The organism is Methylomonas sp. HW2-6, assembly GCF_052474525.1.
On sequence record NZ_CP184124.1, the window covers coordinates 2,590,734 to 2,605,436 of the forward strand.

The window sequence follows — 14,703 nt, forward strand, 5'->3', positions numbered from 1 at the left end:
CGTGGACCAACTTTTAGCGCAACCCTGGGTGCAACATCTGATCGATCTGTGGCTGATCGGGCGCGAACGGCTGGAAGAGGTGCCCTGGTGGCAATTCAACGAATGGCTGTCGCGTTTCGTGTTTTATTACCCGTTGTTGATGGCTTACGTCTGGATGTTGGGCGGCATCGTCTATTACATTCGCTGGGAGCGTAACCGCGGTAATGTGTTGGCGGACTTGCCGGTGTTGGCTGACTATCCGGCGGTGTCGATTCTGGTCCCGTGTTATAACGAGGGCGAGAACGTTCGCGAAACTATTGAATATTTGTTGCACCAACAGTATCCCAATTACGAAATCATCGCCGTCAACGACGGCAGCAAGGACAACACGCTGGAAATCCTGCACGAACTGGCCGACCGGCATCCGCAAATCCGCGTCGTCAATCTGGCCAGCAACCAGGGCAAGGCCGTCGGTTTGCGCACGGCGGCGCTGCTGGCCAACAGCGAGATATTGATCGGCATCGACGGCGACGCCTTGTTGGCGCCGAACGCAACGGCTTGGATCGTCAAACATTTTCTGGAAGATCCGCACGTCGGCGCCGTGACCGGCAATCCGCGCATCCGCAACCGGTCGACCTTGTTGGGCAAGATTCAGGTCGGCGAATTTTCGGCCATCGTCGGCATGATCAAACGCGCCCAGCGCTCCTACGGGCATGTGTTCACGATATCCGGCGTGATTGCCGGTTTTCGCAAGACCGCCTTGCACGATGTCGGTTACTGGAGTCCGGACATGGTGACAGAAGATATCGATATTAGCTGGAAAATGCAGTTGGCCGGCTGGGCGATTCGCTTCGAGCCGAATGCGCTGTGCTGGGTGTTGATGCCGGAAACGCTGAAAGGTTTGTGGAAACAACGCAGCCGCTGGGCGCAAGGCGGGGTCGAGGTGTTGCTGCGCTATTTCCGGCCGTTGCTGCGTTGGCGTTCGCGCGGCATGTGGCCTTTGTATTTGGAATGTTGCGTCAGTTTGAGTTGGGCATTTTTGGTGGTGGCGATGCTGGCCTTGGTGCCGTTGGATTGGTTCAGCAGCGAACCGCAGGAAGCCTTGGAAGACTTATCGCCGCACTGGACCAGCATGCTGCTGTGCGTGACCTGTCTGATCCAGTTTGCAGTCAGTTTGACGATAGACTCGGTCTACGAAAAGAAAAGCGGCGGCTCGGCTCAGCATTATTATTGGATGATCTGGTACCCGATCGTGTACTGGTTGATCAACGTCGGCACCACAATCAACGGCTGCATCAAGGCGTTACGGAAAAAGCGCGGCCAGCGCGCGGTTTGGGTGACTTTGGATCGAGGGTTGCGGCAAAAATGAAAGAGATCATCATCAACCAGCCGCATTTGCAAAGTTTTCAGCAAAAATGCGCGTCGGTCTTCATGGCTTTCATGAGTTGGGCGTTGTGGCTGTATTTTTTGTGGCCACTGTTCACTTTGGCGGCTTGGCTGATGGGCTTGAAAAGCTTGTCGGACGAGATCCGCTGGTTCGGCGGATACAAAACCTTGCTGGAACTGCTCGAGCTCTACGGCGAGATCGTGCTGGCGATAGCGCTGTTCTGGCTGTGTTGGACTGTGTTGCTGTCCTGGCGGCATTCGGTGGTGGCGCCGAAACGCACCGCACCCGTTACCGATCAGCAATTGGCGGTTGCGTTTAAAGTCGATTTGGCCGGACTGGGTAAAGCTCGGACGGGTAACAAATTGACGGTACATTTCGACGAACATGCCGGAATAACCGCGATTCACCACGACTGACGCGGTTACCATTTCGTCACTGCGTTTTTCTAGCGGTTGGTGTTAAACTGCATGGAGCGTATTTATGGACTTGGGATTATGCAACTGGCAATTACCGTATTGGGAGAAAAGTCGAACGGTTTTCTTGGGGAAATATTGTCGGCGCTGAGTGCTTGCCAATGCAGCGTGCTGGAGCTGCGCACCTCCAATCTGACCGAGCTTACCGCCGCCTATCTGTTGATCGACGGCAATTGGAACCATATCGCCAAGCTGGAAGGCATGCTGGATGCGATCAAAACCCGTCTGGAAATCCAGATGAACTTCCTGCGGCCGAGCCAGGAGCCGCAAGCGATCGAAGGCGTACCGTACACGCTGGAAACCATCTCCGTCGACAAAAGCGACATCCTGTTTGCCGTGACCTCCTTCCTGTTGGATCGCGGTATCTGTATCGAGGAAATCTCGGCTAGCCGGCACAACGCGGCTTTTTTCAATACCGCGGTATTTTCGACCAAATTCATCCTGTTGGTACCGCCGTCGGTGCGGATTCTATCCTTGCGCGAAGAATTTCTGGATTTTTGCGACAGCTTGAACATCGATGCCATTCTCGAACCCGTTAAAAGGTGATTTCATGACCGCCATAGCTATCGGCACTGCCGTCCCCGATTTCGAAGTAGCCGCCACCGGCGACAAATCCGTCAAACTCAGCGATTATCGCGGTAAAAAAATCGTGCTGTATTTTTACCCGAAAGACAACACGCCGGGCTGCACCCAGGAGGGCCAGGCCTTTCGGGACAATATCGGCCAATTCGAAGCGCTGAATACGGTGGTGTTGGGCGTATCGCGCGATAGCGTCAAGGTCCACGAAGGCTTTAAATGCAAACAAGCGTTTCCGTTCGATTTGTTGTCCGACCAGGACGAAAGCCTGTGCGGTTTGTTCGACGTGATTAAAATGAAGAATATGTACGGCAAGCAAGTGCAAGGTATCGAGCGCAGCACGTTTCTGATCGACGAGAACGGCGTGCTGGTCAAAGAATGGCGTAAGGTGCAGGTCAAAGTCCACGTAGCCGAGGTGCTGGATTTTCTCCAATCGCTTTGACCTCTATGGCGGCTCTTTGCAAGCCGTGCGTTGCCATTTTTTCTGCTACCGGTGTCAGTCTAGGTCATCTTTTTTGTCTAACGCACGCGCTATCGGTTTTTTGTTTTTCGAAGTCATGGCCTTAAACCCTTCAATCCGCTCAGGATTGTGAACTCCGGCTTATTTGGGCGATAATGCCCAAGCTAATTAATCATTTGGACCACGTTTATGAACGAAATGCTGTCTTCGGGTATTGAGTTGATGCTAATCGGCATGGGGATGGTTTATGCCTTTTTGGCGATGCTGGTGGTTGCGATCAATACCATGAGTAATCTGGTCCGGCGCTATTTTCCGGAGGTTCCGTCCAAATTTCCCGAACAGCCGGTTGTCGCCGGTAACGATAAAGCGGTGGTTGCCGCGATCACCGCCGCAGTTCTGCAGTACCGCAAAAAGCATAAAAACGGATAGTTACCCACAAGGTAAGATCGGTTACGACCCAAAAAAGTCATTAGGAGAGTAAAGAGTGGAAAAGGTAAACAAGCCCCTGGGAATTACTGAGGTGGTATTACGCGACGCCCATCAGTCAATTCTGGCGACCAGGCTGCGTATCGAAGACATGCTACCGATTTGCGAGCAGCTCGATCAGATCGGTTATTGGTCGATCGAATCCTGGGGTGGCGCGACCTTCGACGCTTGCATTCGCTATTTGGGCGAGGATCCTTGGGAACGGTTGCGTTTACTGAAGCAAGCCATGCCCAATACGCCGCAGCAAATGCTGTTTCGCGGCCAAAATATCCTGGGTTACCGCCATTACGCCGACGATGTGGTCGATAAATTCGTCGAGCGTTGCGTGGTCAACGGTATTGACGTATTCCGGATTTTCGATGCGATGAACGATATGCGCAACATCGAGAGAGCCATCAAGGCGGTGCTGAATACCGATGCCCATGCCCAAGGTACGATTTCCTACACCACCAGCCCGGTGCATACCATCAAAAAGTGGGTAGAGCAGGGCAAGCTGATCGAGGATATGGGGGCGCATTCGATCTGCATTAAAGACATGGCCGGTTTGCTGACCCCATACGACGCCTACGACCTGATCGGCAAATTGAAGAAGGCTGTGGCGATCCCGGTACATCTGCATTGCCACGCCACCACCGGATTGAGCGTTGCGACCTGTATCAAGGCTGTGGAAGCCGGCGTCGATAATGTCGACACCGCAATCTCTTCGCTGAGTATGACTTACGGCCATACGCCGACCGAAACCATCGTCGCGGCATTGGCCGGACAGAAACGCGACACCGGTCTGGATTTGGCCAGGCTGGAAAAAGTCGCGGCTTATTTCCGCGAAGTGCGGAAAAAATATGCGCAGTTCGAAGGCAGCCTGAAAGGGGTCGATAGCCGTATTTTGGTATCGCAAGTACCGGGCGGCATGCTGACCAATATGGAAAGCCAGTTGAAGGAGCAGGGCGCGGCCGACCGTTTCGATGCGGTACTGCAGGAAATCCCGTTGGTACGCAAAGATTTGGGTTACATCCCGCTGGTGACGCCGACTTCGCAAATCGTCGGCACCCAGGCCGTATTGAATGTTCTGGCCGGCGAGCGTTACAAAACCATCAGCAAAGAGACGGCCGGCGTGTTACGCGGCGAGTATGGTGCGACTCCGGCACCAGTGGATAAAGAGTTGCAGGCACGAGTGTTGAACGGTGCCGACCCGATCGATTGCCGGCCGGCGGATTTGTTGGAGCCGGAAATGGCTAAGCTGGTAGCTGAAGTCAAGGCGAAAGCACAGGCCGAAGGCGTCAAGTTGGCCGGCAATGTCGAAGAAGATGCGCTGATCGATGGCCTGTTCGCGCAAGTGGGCTGGAAATTCATTCAGAATCGGGGCAATCCGACCGCATTCGAGCCGGCACCGGGAGCGGAGCCGGCCTCTGTTACCGCGCCGGCTGCCGCAAAATCGGCGGGCGAAGCCGAAACTTATACTGTGAATGTGGATGGCAAAAATTACCATGTCGCAATCGCACCGGGCAGCGGCGAAATTGTGGTGAAGCCGTCCTCGGCACTGGAAAACGGTCCGATGTTGGCCTCGACCGCGCCGATCGTCAGCGGCAGCGGCGTCGTCGAGTCGCCCTTGGCTGGTGTGGTATTGAAAGTGAATGTCAACGTCGGCTCCCATCTGTCCGAAGGCGACGTCGTGTTAATCATGGAAGCCATGAAAATGGAAACCGAAATTCGCGCCAAAGTCGCCGGTATCGTTAGCGCCGTCAACGTGCGCCAAGGTGACTCGGTAGCGGTGGGCGACGTCCTGGTCACGTTATAAACGCCTAAGATTTAACTTGCTCCGGCCGTCCGCAGTGCGGGCGGCTAAAGCCCAATTTAAACTCGACGGCATGTCGCAATGGTGTCGTCAGCCAACCAAATCGAATAAATCAAGCCATGGAAAATCTCCGACTCTTGTGGGAAAGCACCGGTATTTACAACATTACCCAACCGCAGATCATCATGATGGCGGTGGGATTCCTGTTGTTATACCTGGCGATTAAAAAAGGCTTCGAACCGCTATTGTTGTTACCGATCGGTTTCGGCGCGGTACTGAGCAATATTCCGGTGGCGGGCATGGTCGACGAGGGCGGTATTCTTTATTACATGTATGGAGGTATCAAGGCCGGTGTATTTCCGCTGTTGATATTCATGGGCGTCGGGGCGATGACCGATTTCGGGCCGATGCTGGCGAATCCGAAAACGCTGTTTCTGGGTGCGGCGGCCCAGTTCGGTATTTTTGCCACGTTGTTCGGCGCGCTGGCTTTGAATGCGGTGCCGGGCATGGCGTTTAGTTTGAAGGAAGCGGCGGCGATTGCGATCATCGGCGGTGCCGACGGTCCGACTGCAATCTATGTTGCCTCCAAACTGGCGCCCGAATTATTGGGTGCGATCGCCGTCGCCGCATACTCCTATATGGCGTTGGTACCGCTGATCCAGCCGCCTATCATGCGAGCATTAACCAGCGAGGACGAGCGCCGCATCGAAATGCAACAACTCCGCACTGTCGGAAAGGTCGAAAAAGTGGTGTTTCCGCTGATGTTGCTGATTTTGACCGCGTTGTTGTTGCCGTCTGCCGCGCCCTTGGTCGGCATGTTTTGCCTGGGCAACTTGATGAATGCGACCGGCGTGGTGGATCGGCTGAGCAAAACCGCGCAGAATGAATTGATCAACATTGTTACGATTTTCCTGGGCTTGTCGGTCGGTTCCAAGCTTAGCGCCGAGGCGTTTTTGAAAGTACAAACCTTGGGCATCCTGGGCTTGGGCGCCGTCGCCTTTGCGATCGGTACCGCCAGCGGCGTCATCATGGCTAAAATCATGAATCGTTTCAGCAGCACGCCGATCAATCCCTTAATCGGCGCGGCAGGCGTTTCCGCGGTGCCGATGGCAGCCCGCGTCGCCAACAAAATCGGTCTGGAAAGCAATCCGCACAACTTCCTGCTGATGCATGCTATGGGGCCCAACGTAGCCGGCGTGATCGGTTCCGCAGTGGCGGCCGGGGTTTTGTTGAGTTTGGTGCGTTAGCTCTGTCAGGCGGGATCGAATTCAGGGAACTTCCAAAATTCATTCGTTTTTTTAACGAGAGCTGGGCGGGGAAATAGGCTGCCGATTTAATTCACAATCATTCCTTTGCCTGTATGTGCTTCCGGTATTTTGTGCCGGGGTTTGGGGGATGAAGCTTTTAATGGTTTTAGAGATTCCCTAGAATGAGCGACCAGCTTAAGGACGCTAAGCGTACCAAAGTACTCTGGCTCACTTCGAGCTACCCCCGCAACGAAGACGATAGCGCTTCGATATTCCTGCGCTACTTGGCGGAAGCGCTGGCAAACCGAGAACTGGATTTATTGGTTCTCGCTCCCGATCATCCCGAAGTACGCCCGTTTCCCCAACCATCCGGGTTGGTTTGTCGCCATTTCCGTTATTTTTTTCCGCGCCGTCTACAATTGTTAGCGTATGGCTCCGGAATCCTGCCAAACCTGCGCTCAGCACCCTGGCTGTATTTGCAGGTGCCTTTTTTTATATTGTCGATGTTCATTGCCGCAGCATGGACGCTACTTAAGCAGCGTCCAGCATTGATTCACGCGCATTGGATATTTCCGCAAGGTACTGTGGCAGTGTTGTTGGGGAAGTTGTTTCGGATACCGGTGATAGTGACTGCTCATGGTGGTGATGCGTTTGCCCTTAAGGGAAGACTATTGGGATCAGTCAAACGCTGGACGATCAAGAATTGTAGTTCTTGGACAAGCAATACTAAAGCGACATCTTTAGTGTTCGGTGCCGGTTTGCCTGAACCGCATGTAATTCCAATGGGAATCGATTATCAGCGATTTGCTTCTGGCAGGAGAGAAGCATTGATTGGTTTGCTGAAGCCTGAAAAACTAGTCCTATTATTTGTAGGGCGTCTAGTCGAAAAAAAGGGAGTGGCGGATTTATTGGAAGCCTACTCTACGATTACGAATGTCCTACGCGTGAAAACCGAATTATGGATAATCGGAGATGGGGTTGAACGTAAAAAACTTGAAGAATTAGTTGAAAATCTTAGCCTAGCAGAATTGGTTCGATTTTTTGGGCGTATGCCGAATAAATTCTTACCGGATTACTACGCTGCAGCCGATATTTTTATTGCCCCCTCCATTATTGATAAGCAAGGGGATACCGAAGGCCAAGGCGTAATACTGCTTGAGGCGATGGCTGCGGGAGTCCCGTTAATTGCTACAAATGTTGGCGGTGTGTCTGACATAGTGAAAAACGGAAAATCGGGTGTACTGATAAATCCAAATAACCCGACCGAACTGAAAAATGCTATAGAGTGGTTAATAATGGATCCTAAGGCTCGATCGTATTTCCGCCGTCAAGGGCAAGCTTTGTCTATAAATTACGACTGGGATTTGATTTCTGAAAAGTTTACGAAGGTTTATTTTAAGCTAATTACCTAAAAGTAATTTTTCTAAGATCTTCGCTGAAGTCTCCCAATTGTAAATCGGATTATATTTTTTTGTGTTCCACTGCAATGCTTGGTGGACGGAATTGGCAAAGCTAATCGGTTCGTTATTATCTACTAGACATTCAGGGTGATTTCGCAGAATCCAATTGGTACTGGCTACTTTTGATGAAATCACCGGCTTTTCACATTGCATGGCTTCGTATAGTTTTATCGGATAACTGAAACGTCCAAATTCCGAATCACGATTAAATACTAGCATTACATCTAAAGCATTAATTAGCAGTGGTATTTTTTCATCGGGTAAATAACCGAGTTCGATAACGGCGTCGCGAATAGTTTCGGGTATTCGCAGACTGTTTTCTCTGCGGCCGGAGATAACCAATTTAACTGTGGGAGCAAGTTTTTGTAAGTGTATAAAAAATTCTTCCAATATTTCTATTCCGCGATTTTTATACAGAGAGCCACAATATCCAACTAACGGCTCATTTTCTGGTAGCCCAAATAAGGCGCGTAGATTCGAAGCGTGAATTGGTTTAAATATCGGGTCTGCAGCCATTGGTATTACCGCAGAGAAGCCAGTTTCGGTATGCTGGTTAAGGAGTTTGACCAACTCGGGACCCGCGCCTGTGACTGCTGAAGCGTTAGCCAGAGCGCGGTGCCATGCTTTGTGTAAGGGTTTGCACCAAGGTATGTAGCTTTCGTAATTGTCGTAGGCGTCAACTAAGCTTTTTATACCATATCGTTTGCCCAAGTAGACTGCGAGGATTCCATACCAAGTATCGGAAAAGCCAATGATCCAATCAGGTTGTTGTTGTTGGATGGATTCTTCGACGTGTTTTATATATGAAAATATCCCATTATTTTTACTGGTCATAGGTCTCGCGCTAAAAGAATACCAATTTATCCCGTCAGAACGGCAGCTTATAGCGTGGCTGTTGCTATAATCGAGTAAAAACACTGTTGCATCGTGGCCAAATTTAGACAAGTATAAAGGCAAATAAAAGAAACGACCGTAAGGGCGAGTCAGAATATCTCTATGTTGCGGGTGGCGTTTAGATAAAAATAATAATCGCATTTTTAAGTTGCGCGATTTATGCCAACGTGTGGTATTTATTATATTTGCACATAGTTTTATTGCGCCCCGAGTTATGAAGGCGAGGTAGATGATTCATTTGTTTAGAATGTTTTGATAGGTAATAAGGGTGTCATTCGCACATTTCTGCCATGAGAATAGTTTAATGCGTTGAAGACCTTTGGCTTTAAGTTCGCTAGAATAATCAGAAGAGGTCACTATTTTTTCAATCGACAGTTTGATATCAAAAGGGTCGGTCGGTTGGAATAGATTGGCGGAATCTCCAACTACTTCCGGTAATGAACCGGTATTTGAGCATGCCACAGGACAATTGCAAGACATCGCCTCTAAAGGGGGTATTCCAAAACCTTCATATAATGACGGGTACACAAAAGCAGCTGCCGAATGGTAGTAAATAGCAAGTTGTTCGTCGCTTCCAGAAGTATAAATGATATTAGCATGATCAATGCCTAATGATTTCATTAAACTTAACTCAGGCTCTGTAAAGTTACCACCACCAAAGCAAATTATGTTAAAGCGGGATTTTAATATTTTTGATTCGGCGTATGCTTTTAAAAGACCGGAAAAGTTTTTGTAAGCACTGCGCTTACCGACGTAAAGCAAATAGGGGCGGTTAACCACGATATTCATAGCTAAAGGTTTTTTCGGTGGGAAAGAATGTCCCAAATGAATAACCGACGTCTTATCCGGATTTATGTCCATCAGGTCAAGTAAATCATTTCTTGTGTTTTCGGAAACGCAAATTATGTGATCTGCTTTTTTAATGGCATTCTTCTTAAATTCTCGTGTTCTGTCCATGCATGAGAAAGCACGAGGGTGTTTTTCGTGAATCATGTCATGTATCGTAATAATCCGTTTTGCTCCTTTAGGGCGGTAATTATATAGAGAATAATATGTTTCATGAAAAATATCGACTTTGTAGTTGTTTTTTAGAAAAAAAAATAAGGATATACAAGATATGTTTGCAAGCCTTCTGGCTAGAATATGTGGTATCTTGTCGGGGATAGATATGCCTGTATGTATATTGGGTGATAGATGTTTTATGTATTCATTTTTATATATTGGTGCGAATATTTTAACGTCGGCATTATCGTAAAAAGCTAAATTTTTAGCCAACTCGGTAAAGTAACGAGAGATTCCGCCATATTTTTGAGCGCAGAAAATTTGATGGTCGAACAATATGTTCATTGTGTGATAGCGGCTTGATAAGCGTTTATTGTTTTCTCTGCACACGCCTCCCAACTGAATTTATTGGCTTGCTTTAAAGAGCTTTTAGACATTTGCTCGCGTAGATCGCTTGATTTATAGATGCTCAGCATGGCTTGGCATAGCGAATCAGCGTCGTCTGGAGGAATCATGATGCCTGCATTGCCAACTACTTCGGGTAAGGACGAGGTATTTGATGTTATCACTGGAATGCCGCATTGCATCGCTTCTAATGGAGGTAGGCCGAATCCTTCATAAAAAGAAGGATAAACGAACATTATTGCACCGTTATAAAGAGGCGCTAAATCTTCGTCGGGGATATAACCTGTGAATATTATTTTATCGCGAACGCTTGGGTTAGCATTTATTTCATCAAATATCTCCGTGAAATCCCACCCTTTTGTTCCGGCTAAGACTAAGACTAAGTCATTAATTCTTTCCTCTGCAAGTATGCGAGCAAAACAGCGAATAGTTTGTTTGATGTTTTTACGCGGTTCTAATGTTGACAAGCTAAGTATGTATTGACTATCAGGTATGCCGAATTTAATTTTAACGTTGTTTATTATAACTTCGTCCTTACATTGGTAAAACAGCTTGGAAGCACCTAAATGTGTAACATGAACTTTGTTAGGATCTAAAGCCGGAAGATAGTTGCATAAATCATATTTAGTTGACTGGGATGTGCATGTAATCCATGTGTCATTGCTGATGCTTTTAACGACGTTGTGGATTAAGCTGTTTTCCTTAAATTGAAAGAACTCAGGGTAGAGTATTGGAATGAGGTCATGTATCGTAATAACTTTTTTAATTCTCGAATGTCGATTTATGAAGCTAGGAACAGGGTAAAAAGGCGAATGAAATATCTCCGCATTTCGTAGGTCGTTATCGTTTATGGCGTAACTTTGAAATAAATTATTTGCTGATATTATTAGAAGTCGCTTAGCTAAGCCTAGGATTTGCGTGTTTATTTTATGGTTATATTTATAGGTATGTGCGTCTTGCAATATGGTTAAGATCTGTTGAGAAATCTTTGGCTTTGCTAAAGAGATTTCTGATAAAAGTTCGTTGCTAGCTAAATAGTCTATACTTTCAAAGTAGCTGCCAATGTTTTGTGTCGCACAAAATAATGATATGTAATTTCTTTGAGTTAATTCAATTGCTAAATTTTCGATAACTCTAAATATTCCAGTTCTTGCTCTAGGATTATAAGTGCCTTTTCCGAGCACAGATATGTCATAAATTATGCGCATTCGTCTATTTTTTTTTAAAAAAAGTTTGTGAGAGCTTTAATGCTCTCTTAGCTGCCAAAATTATGGGAGGTATAGCTTGTATAAAATAGTATGATTTATGGTTTTTTCTTCTAATATTTATTAATATCTTTGCTATAAGATCCAGCGGGATAAATCTTGAGGCTTGCGGAATTATTCCGATGTTCTCGAATAGAATTATTTTTCTCAAAATAAGGTTGTTTTCTGTGGCGGATATAAGCAGATCGGTTGTCAATATTTTTATAGTGTCGGTATGCAGATCGCTATTATCAATAGTCTTTAGCAACTCAGCGCAAAGGTTAGTATATGGTTGTTTTGATAGGGTGGATGCATTGTTGGGGCACACGTCTTGCATTTGCTCTAATGCTGTTTTGTGGCTGAGCCGGTAAAGAAATAGTTTTTCTTCGACGATTAATGTTTGTCCTAGTAGTAGAAGTTCCAATAATAAAATAACGTCGCTGCCGTAGCGTTCGGTTGTGAGATTTGTTTTTTTTAGAGCATCCACTCTGATGACGCTGTATATGGAGTACCAATTAATAATTCTGACAAGCTCTCTTACACGGTCTCTAATGAGCATATACCTAGTATCGAGCTTATTGTACTCAAATAGGGGATAAACAATTTCACCATCCGCATTTATAAAGCATGGCTCGCATCCGCATGCAACTGCGTCAGGATTGTTTTCAAGTTCATCTACGCACCGTTCGATATAATTCGCTTTCCATAAGTCGTCGTGTGCCGCCCACATAAAATATTTGGCTTCTTTTGTAGATTCGCAGAATACATAATTAAAATTCCAGGATGCACCACGATTAATTTCATGTCTAATATAACGGATATTAGGGGTTGTTTCGGCATATCTTCTGCAAATAATACCGGTAGAGTCATTTGAAGCGTTGTCAGAAATAATAATGCTAAAGTTTTTGTAATTTTGAGCTAATAAAGAGTTAATACAGGCATCCAAATATCGTTCGCCATTGTATACCGGCAAGCCGATAGTTACTTTCGGTGTCAGGCGATTTATTTTATTTGGGGATTGATTGTTCATTGTTTGAAATTATCTATAGTGTAATAGGCAATATTTCATGTTGGCTTTATATAGAATATATTCGCCAATTAAGTCTTGGTCTCATGGTTCCAGGAATAGGGCCAGTGTAGCAGTATCTAGATGGATTTTCGTCGATCGGGTCAATAATGTTGAATATTAAAGCGTTTTTATCAAAAAATTCAACGATGTAAGAGCCATTGTCATAATGAGTGGTAAGTGCGAGTCCTACAAAATATACACCATCGTTAAGCAAATTGGCGGGTATTTCGCATTCCGCATGATATTTTCCGGGTGACATTGCCATGATACCTTCAGGAGTAGATACGAAAAGATAGCTTCCATCGGAAGTAAAAAAGTGAAAATTTGGCACACACTTCCCATTTACTTGTTTAATTAGCTCATATGTCATGCGAATAATTACGGTGCTAGTAATTAAAATATCTGTTGTGCCGCTCGATCCCATTATTTTTCCGTCTAATAGTCTTGCGTTGGGGCTAGAGAATTCTTTTATCTCATTTTCATGTCTTATATTGAGTTTTTTATAATATTGTATAATGGCTTCAGATATCTGGCCTTGATATGTTAAATTTCCGGAGTCAAGTAATATTCCTTTTGTGCATAAGCTTGACATCATTCCCATATTATGGCTTACGAATATCAGTGTTCTGCCCTGATGCCCAAATTCGTCCATTTTTCCTAGGCATTTTCGTTGAAATTGAATATCGCCAACAGCTAGTACCTCGTCTACAATCAGTATTTCAGGCTCTAAATTGGCTGCTATTGCAAATGCCAATCGGACATACATTCCACTTGAATAATGTTTGACTGGTGTGTCTAAAAAATTTTCAACTTCTGCAAAATCTACAATTGCATCAAATTTCATCTGAATTTCTTTTTTTTTCATGCCTAAAACTGCACCGTTGAGAAATATGTTTTCTCGGCCAGTTAACTCTGGATGAAATCCTGTCCCTATTTCCAATAGACTTGCCATTCGGCCGTATATTGTCACACTGCCCGTTGTTGGTGCAGTGATGCCGCTAAGAATTTTCAATAGCGTTGATTTTCCTGCACCGTTACGACCAATAATGCCAAAACGTTCTCCATGTTTAATATCAAAGTTGACGTTTTTTAGGGCCCAGAGTTCTTGCGATATGGTTATTTCAGATTTTTTATGAAATGGGTTAAGTAAGTTTTGTGTTAAGGATTTAATTCCGTGGCTTAGTTCACCTCCTAAAGTGTTATAGCGGGTTTTTTTTTCGTGTAACAACTGATATTTTTTTCCGATGTCGTTAACTTTTATCGCGATATTCATATATTTATTTAACTACTATAAGCTGTCTGCAAATTTCCGCTCTGCATGTAAAAAATAGTTCATTCCAACTATGAAGGTTGAAATCGAAACAAATGTGCCAACATAAAGCGTAGGCATGTATAGATTTGATCCTTCGCCGAATATAGCCCAGCGAAAACCATCTATTACGCTAGCCATTGGGTTAATCGAATAAATCATGCGCCATTCTTCAGGGATAAGTTGGCTGCTAAAGCCTACAGGTGATAAATATAACCCTATTTGAGATATAAAAGGGACTATATAACGGAAATCCCTGTATTTTACATTAAGAGCCGATACGAAATAACTTAAGCCAAGAGAGTACAGTATGGCTATAAGGAGAAAATATGGTATATAAATTATATTGGTGCTTGGAATTAATTTGTGCCATGCCATTATCGAAAATAGAATAAATAATGATATTATGAAGTCGATAAAGTTAACGAATACGGATGTGGATGGTATTATGATTCGTGGAAAATAAACTTTGCTGACGATTGTTGAGTTTTCAACGATTGAATTGGCGCTTTCATTGAAGGAGTTGATAAATAAATACCAAGGCAACATGGCTGTAAACACCATTAACGAGTAAGGGGTGTTTCCTTCGGTTGGCAGTCTTGCAATTTTGTTGAATACTATTGTGAAGATGAGCATGCTCAGTAAAGGGCGTAATACAGCCCATGACGCACCTATGACGGTTTGCTTATAGCGAACTTTGAAATCTCGCCAAGCTAAAATTAATAATAAGTCACGGTGATCCCATAATTCTATATATAGGTTAATTAATTTCTTTTGCGGTGTGATTACGATTTTTCGCTTCATGGGTTTTATGAGATTTTAATTTAAAAACTATACATATTTAATCGTCTTTTTGGATAATAATGGTATCAGCGGGAGCAGTAATATTAATGTCTACTGAGTGTAAATCTAAGTATATT

14 protein-coding genes are annotated in these 14,703 nt (G+C 45.6%); 8 read left to right on the forward strand and 6 right to left on the reverse strand.

Annotated elements, in window-relative coordinates:
* Position 1 precedes the first annotated feature (1 nt).
* From pgaC to ACH518_RS12870, 8 genes are all read left to right on the forward strand, one after another.
* Complete coding sequence (gene pgaC / locus ACH518_RS12835; protein WP_445370366.1) at positions 2–1,348, forward strand: poly-beta-1,6-N-acetyl-D-glucosamine synthase; 1,347 nt, start codon at positions 2–4, stop codon at positions 1,346–1,348.
* The gene (gene pgaD / locus ACH518_RS12840; protein WP_140913362.1) at positions 1,345–1,782 is read left to right on the forward strand and encodes a poly-beta-1,6-N-acetyl-D-glucosamine biosynthesis protein PgaD; all 438 of its coding nucleotides are present in this window, start codon (positions 1,345–1,347) and stop codon (positions 1,780–1,782) included. Before pgaC ends, pgaD begins: the two co-directional genes overlap by 4 nt.
* Positions 1,783–1,860: 78 nt before the next feature.
* On the forward strand, positions 1,861–2,385 hold the full coding sequence (locus tag ACH518_RS12845; RefSeq protein WP_140913363.1) for a glycine cleavage system protein R: 525 nt from the start codon (positions 1,861–1,863) through the stop codon (positions 2,383–2,385).
* 4 nt (positions 2,386–2,389) lie between these two features.
* Complete coding sequence (locus tag ACH518_RS12850; protein WP_278212234.1) at positions 2,390–2,857, forward strand: peroxiredoxin; 468 nt, start codon at positions 2,390–2,392, stop codon at positions 2,855–2,857.
* A 207-nt stretch (positions 2,858–3,064) separates the two neighbouring features.
* On the forward strand, positions 3,065–3,304 hold the full coding sequence (locus ACH518_RS12855; protein WP_054759093.1) for an OadG family protein: 240 nt from the start codon (positions 3,065–3,067) through the stop codon (positions 3,302–3,304).
* 55 nt (positions 3,305–3,359) lie between these two features.
* Complete coding sequence (gene oadA / locus ACH518_RS12860; RefSeq protein WP_445370367.1) at positions 3,360–5,156, forward strand: sodium-extruding oxaloacetate decarboxylase subunit alpha; 1,797 nt, start codon at positions 3,360–3,362, stop codon at positions 5,154–5,156.
* 116 nt (positions 5,157–5,272) lie between these two features.
* Positions 5,273–6,400: a sodium ion-translocating decarboxylase subunit beta gene (locus tag ACH518_RS12865; RefSeq protein ID WP_445370368.1), complete on the forward strand. Its 1,128-nt coding sequence runs from the start codon at positions 5,273–5,275 to the stop codon at positions 6,398–6,400.
* Positions 6,401–6,582: 182 nt separating this feature from the next.
* Positions 6,583–7,812 carry a glycosyltransferase gene (locus ACH518_RS12870; RefSeq protein ID WP_445370369.1) on the forward strand — a complete coding sequence of 410 codons (1,230 nt, stop codon included), beginning with the start codon at positions 6,583–6,585 and terminating at the stop codon, positions 7,810–7,812.
* On the opposite strand, the gene ACH518_RS12875 is transcribed toward ACH518_RS12870, so the two are convergent.
* From ACH518_RS12875 to ACH518_RS12900, 6 genes are all read right to left on the reverse strand, one after another.
* Positions 7,801–8,895: a glycosyltransferase gene (locus ACH518_RS12875; RefSeq protein WP_445370370.1), complete on the reverse strand. Its 1,095-nt coding sequence runs from the start codon at positions 8,893–8,895 to the stop codon at positions 7,801–7,803. The two genes, ACH518_RS12870 and ACH518_RS12875, sit on opposite strands and share 12 nt — an antisense overlap.
* A 93-nt stretch (positions 8,896–8,988) precedes the next feature.
* On the reverse strand, positions 8,989–10,101 hold the full coding sequence (locus tag ACH518_RS12880; protein ID WP_445370371.1) for a glycosyltransferase family 4 protein: 1,113 nt from the start codon (positions 10,099–10,101) through the stop codon (positions 8,989–8,991).
* Complete coding sequence (locus ACH518_RS12885; protein ID WP_445370372.1) at positions 10,098–11,345, reverse strand: glycosyltransferase family 4 protein; 1,248 nt, start codon at positions 11,343–11,345, stop codon at positions 10,098–10,100. Before ACH518_RS12885 ends, ACH518_RS12880 begins: the two co-directional genes overlap by 4 nt.
* 28 nt (positions 11,346–11,373) lie before the next feature.
* Positions 11,374–12,435, reverse strand: coding sequence for a glycosyltransferase family 2 protein (locus tag ACH518_RS12890; protein WP_445370373.1), 1,062 nt, complete (start codon positions 12,433–12,435; stop codon positions 11,374–11,376).
* Positions 12,436–12,481: 46 nt separating this feature from the next.
* The gene (locus ACH518_RS12895) at positions 12,482–13,747 is read right to left on the reverse strand and encodes an ABC transporter ATP-binding protein (RefSeq protein WP_445370374.1); all 1,266 of its coding nucleotides are present in this window, start codon (positions 13,745–13,747) and stop codon (positions 12,482–12,484) included.
* A 15-nt stretch (positions 13,748–13,762) separates the two neighbouring features.
* Positions 13,763–14,587: an ABC transporter permease gene (locus ACH518_RS12900; RefSeq protein ID WP_445370375.1), complete on the reverse strand. Its 825-nt coding sequence runs from the start codon at positions 14,585–14,587 to the stop codon at positions 13,763–13,765.
* Between the last annotated feature and the right edge of the window lie 116 nt (positions 14,588–14,703).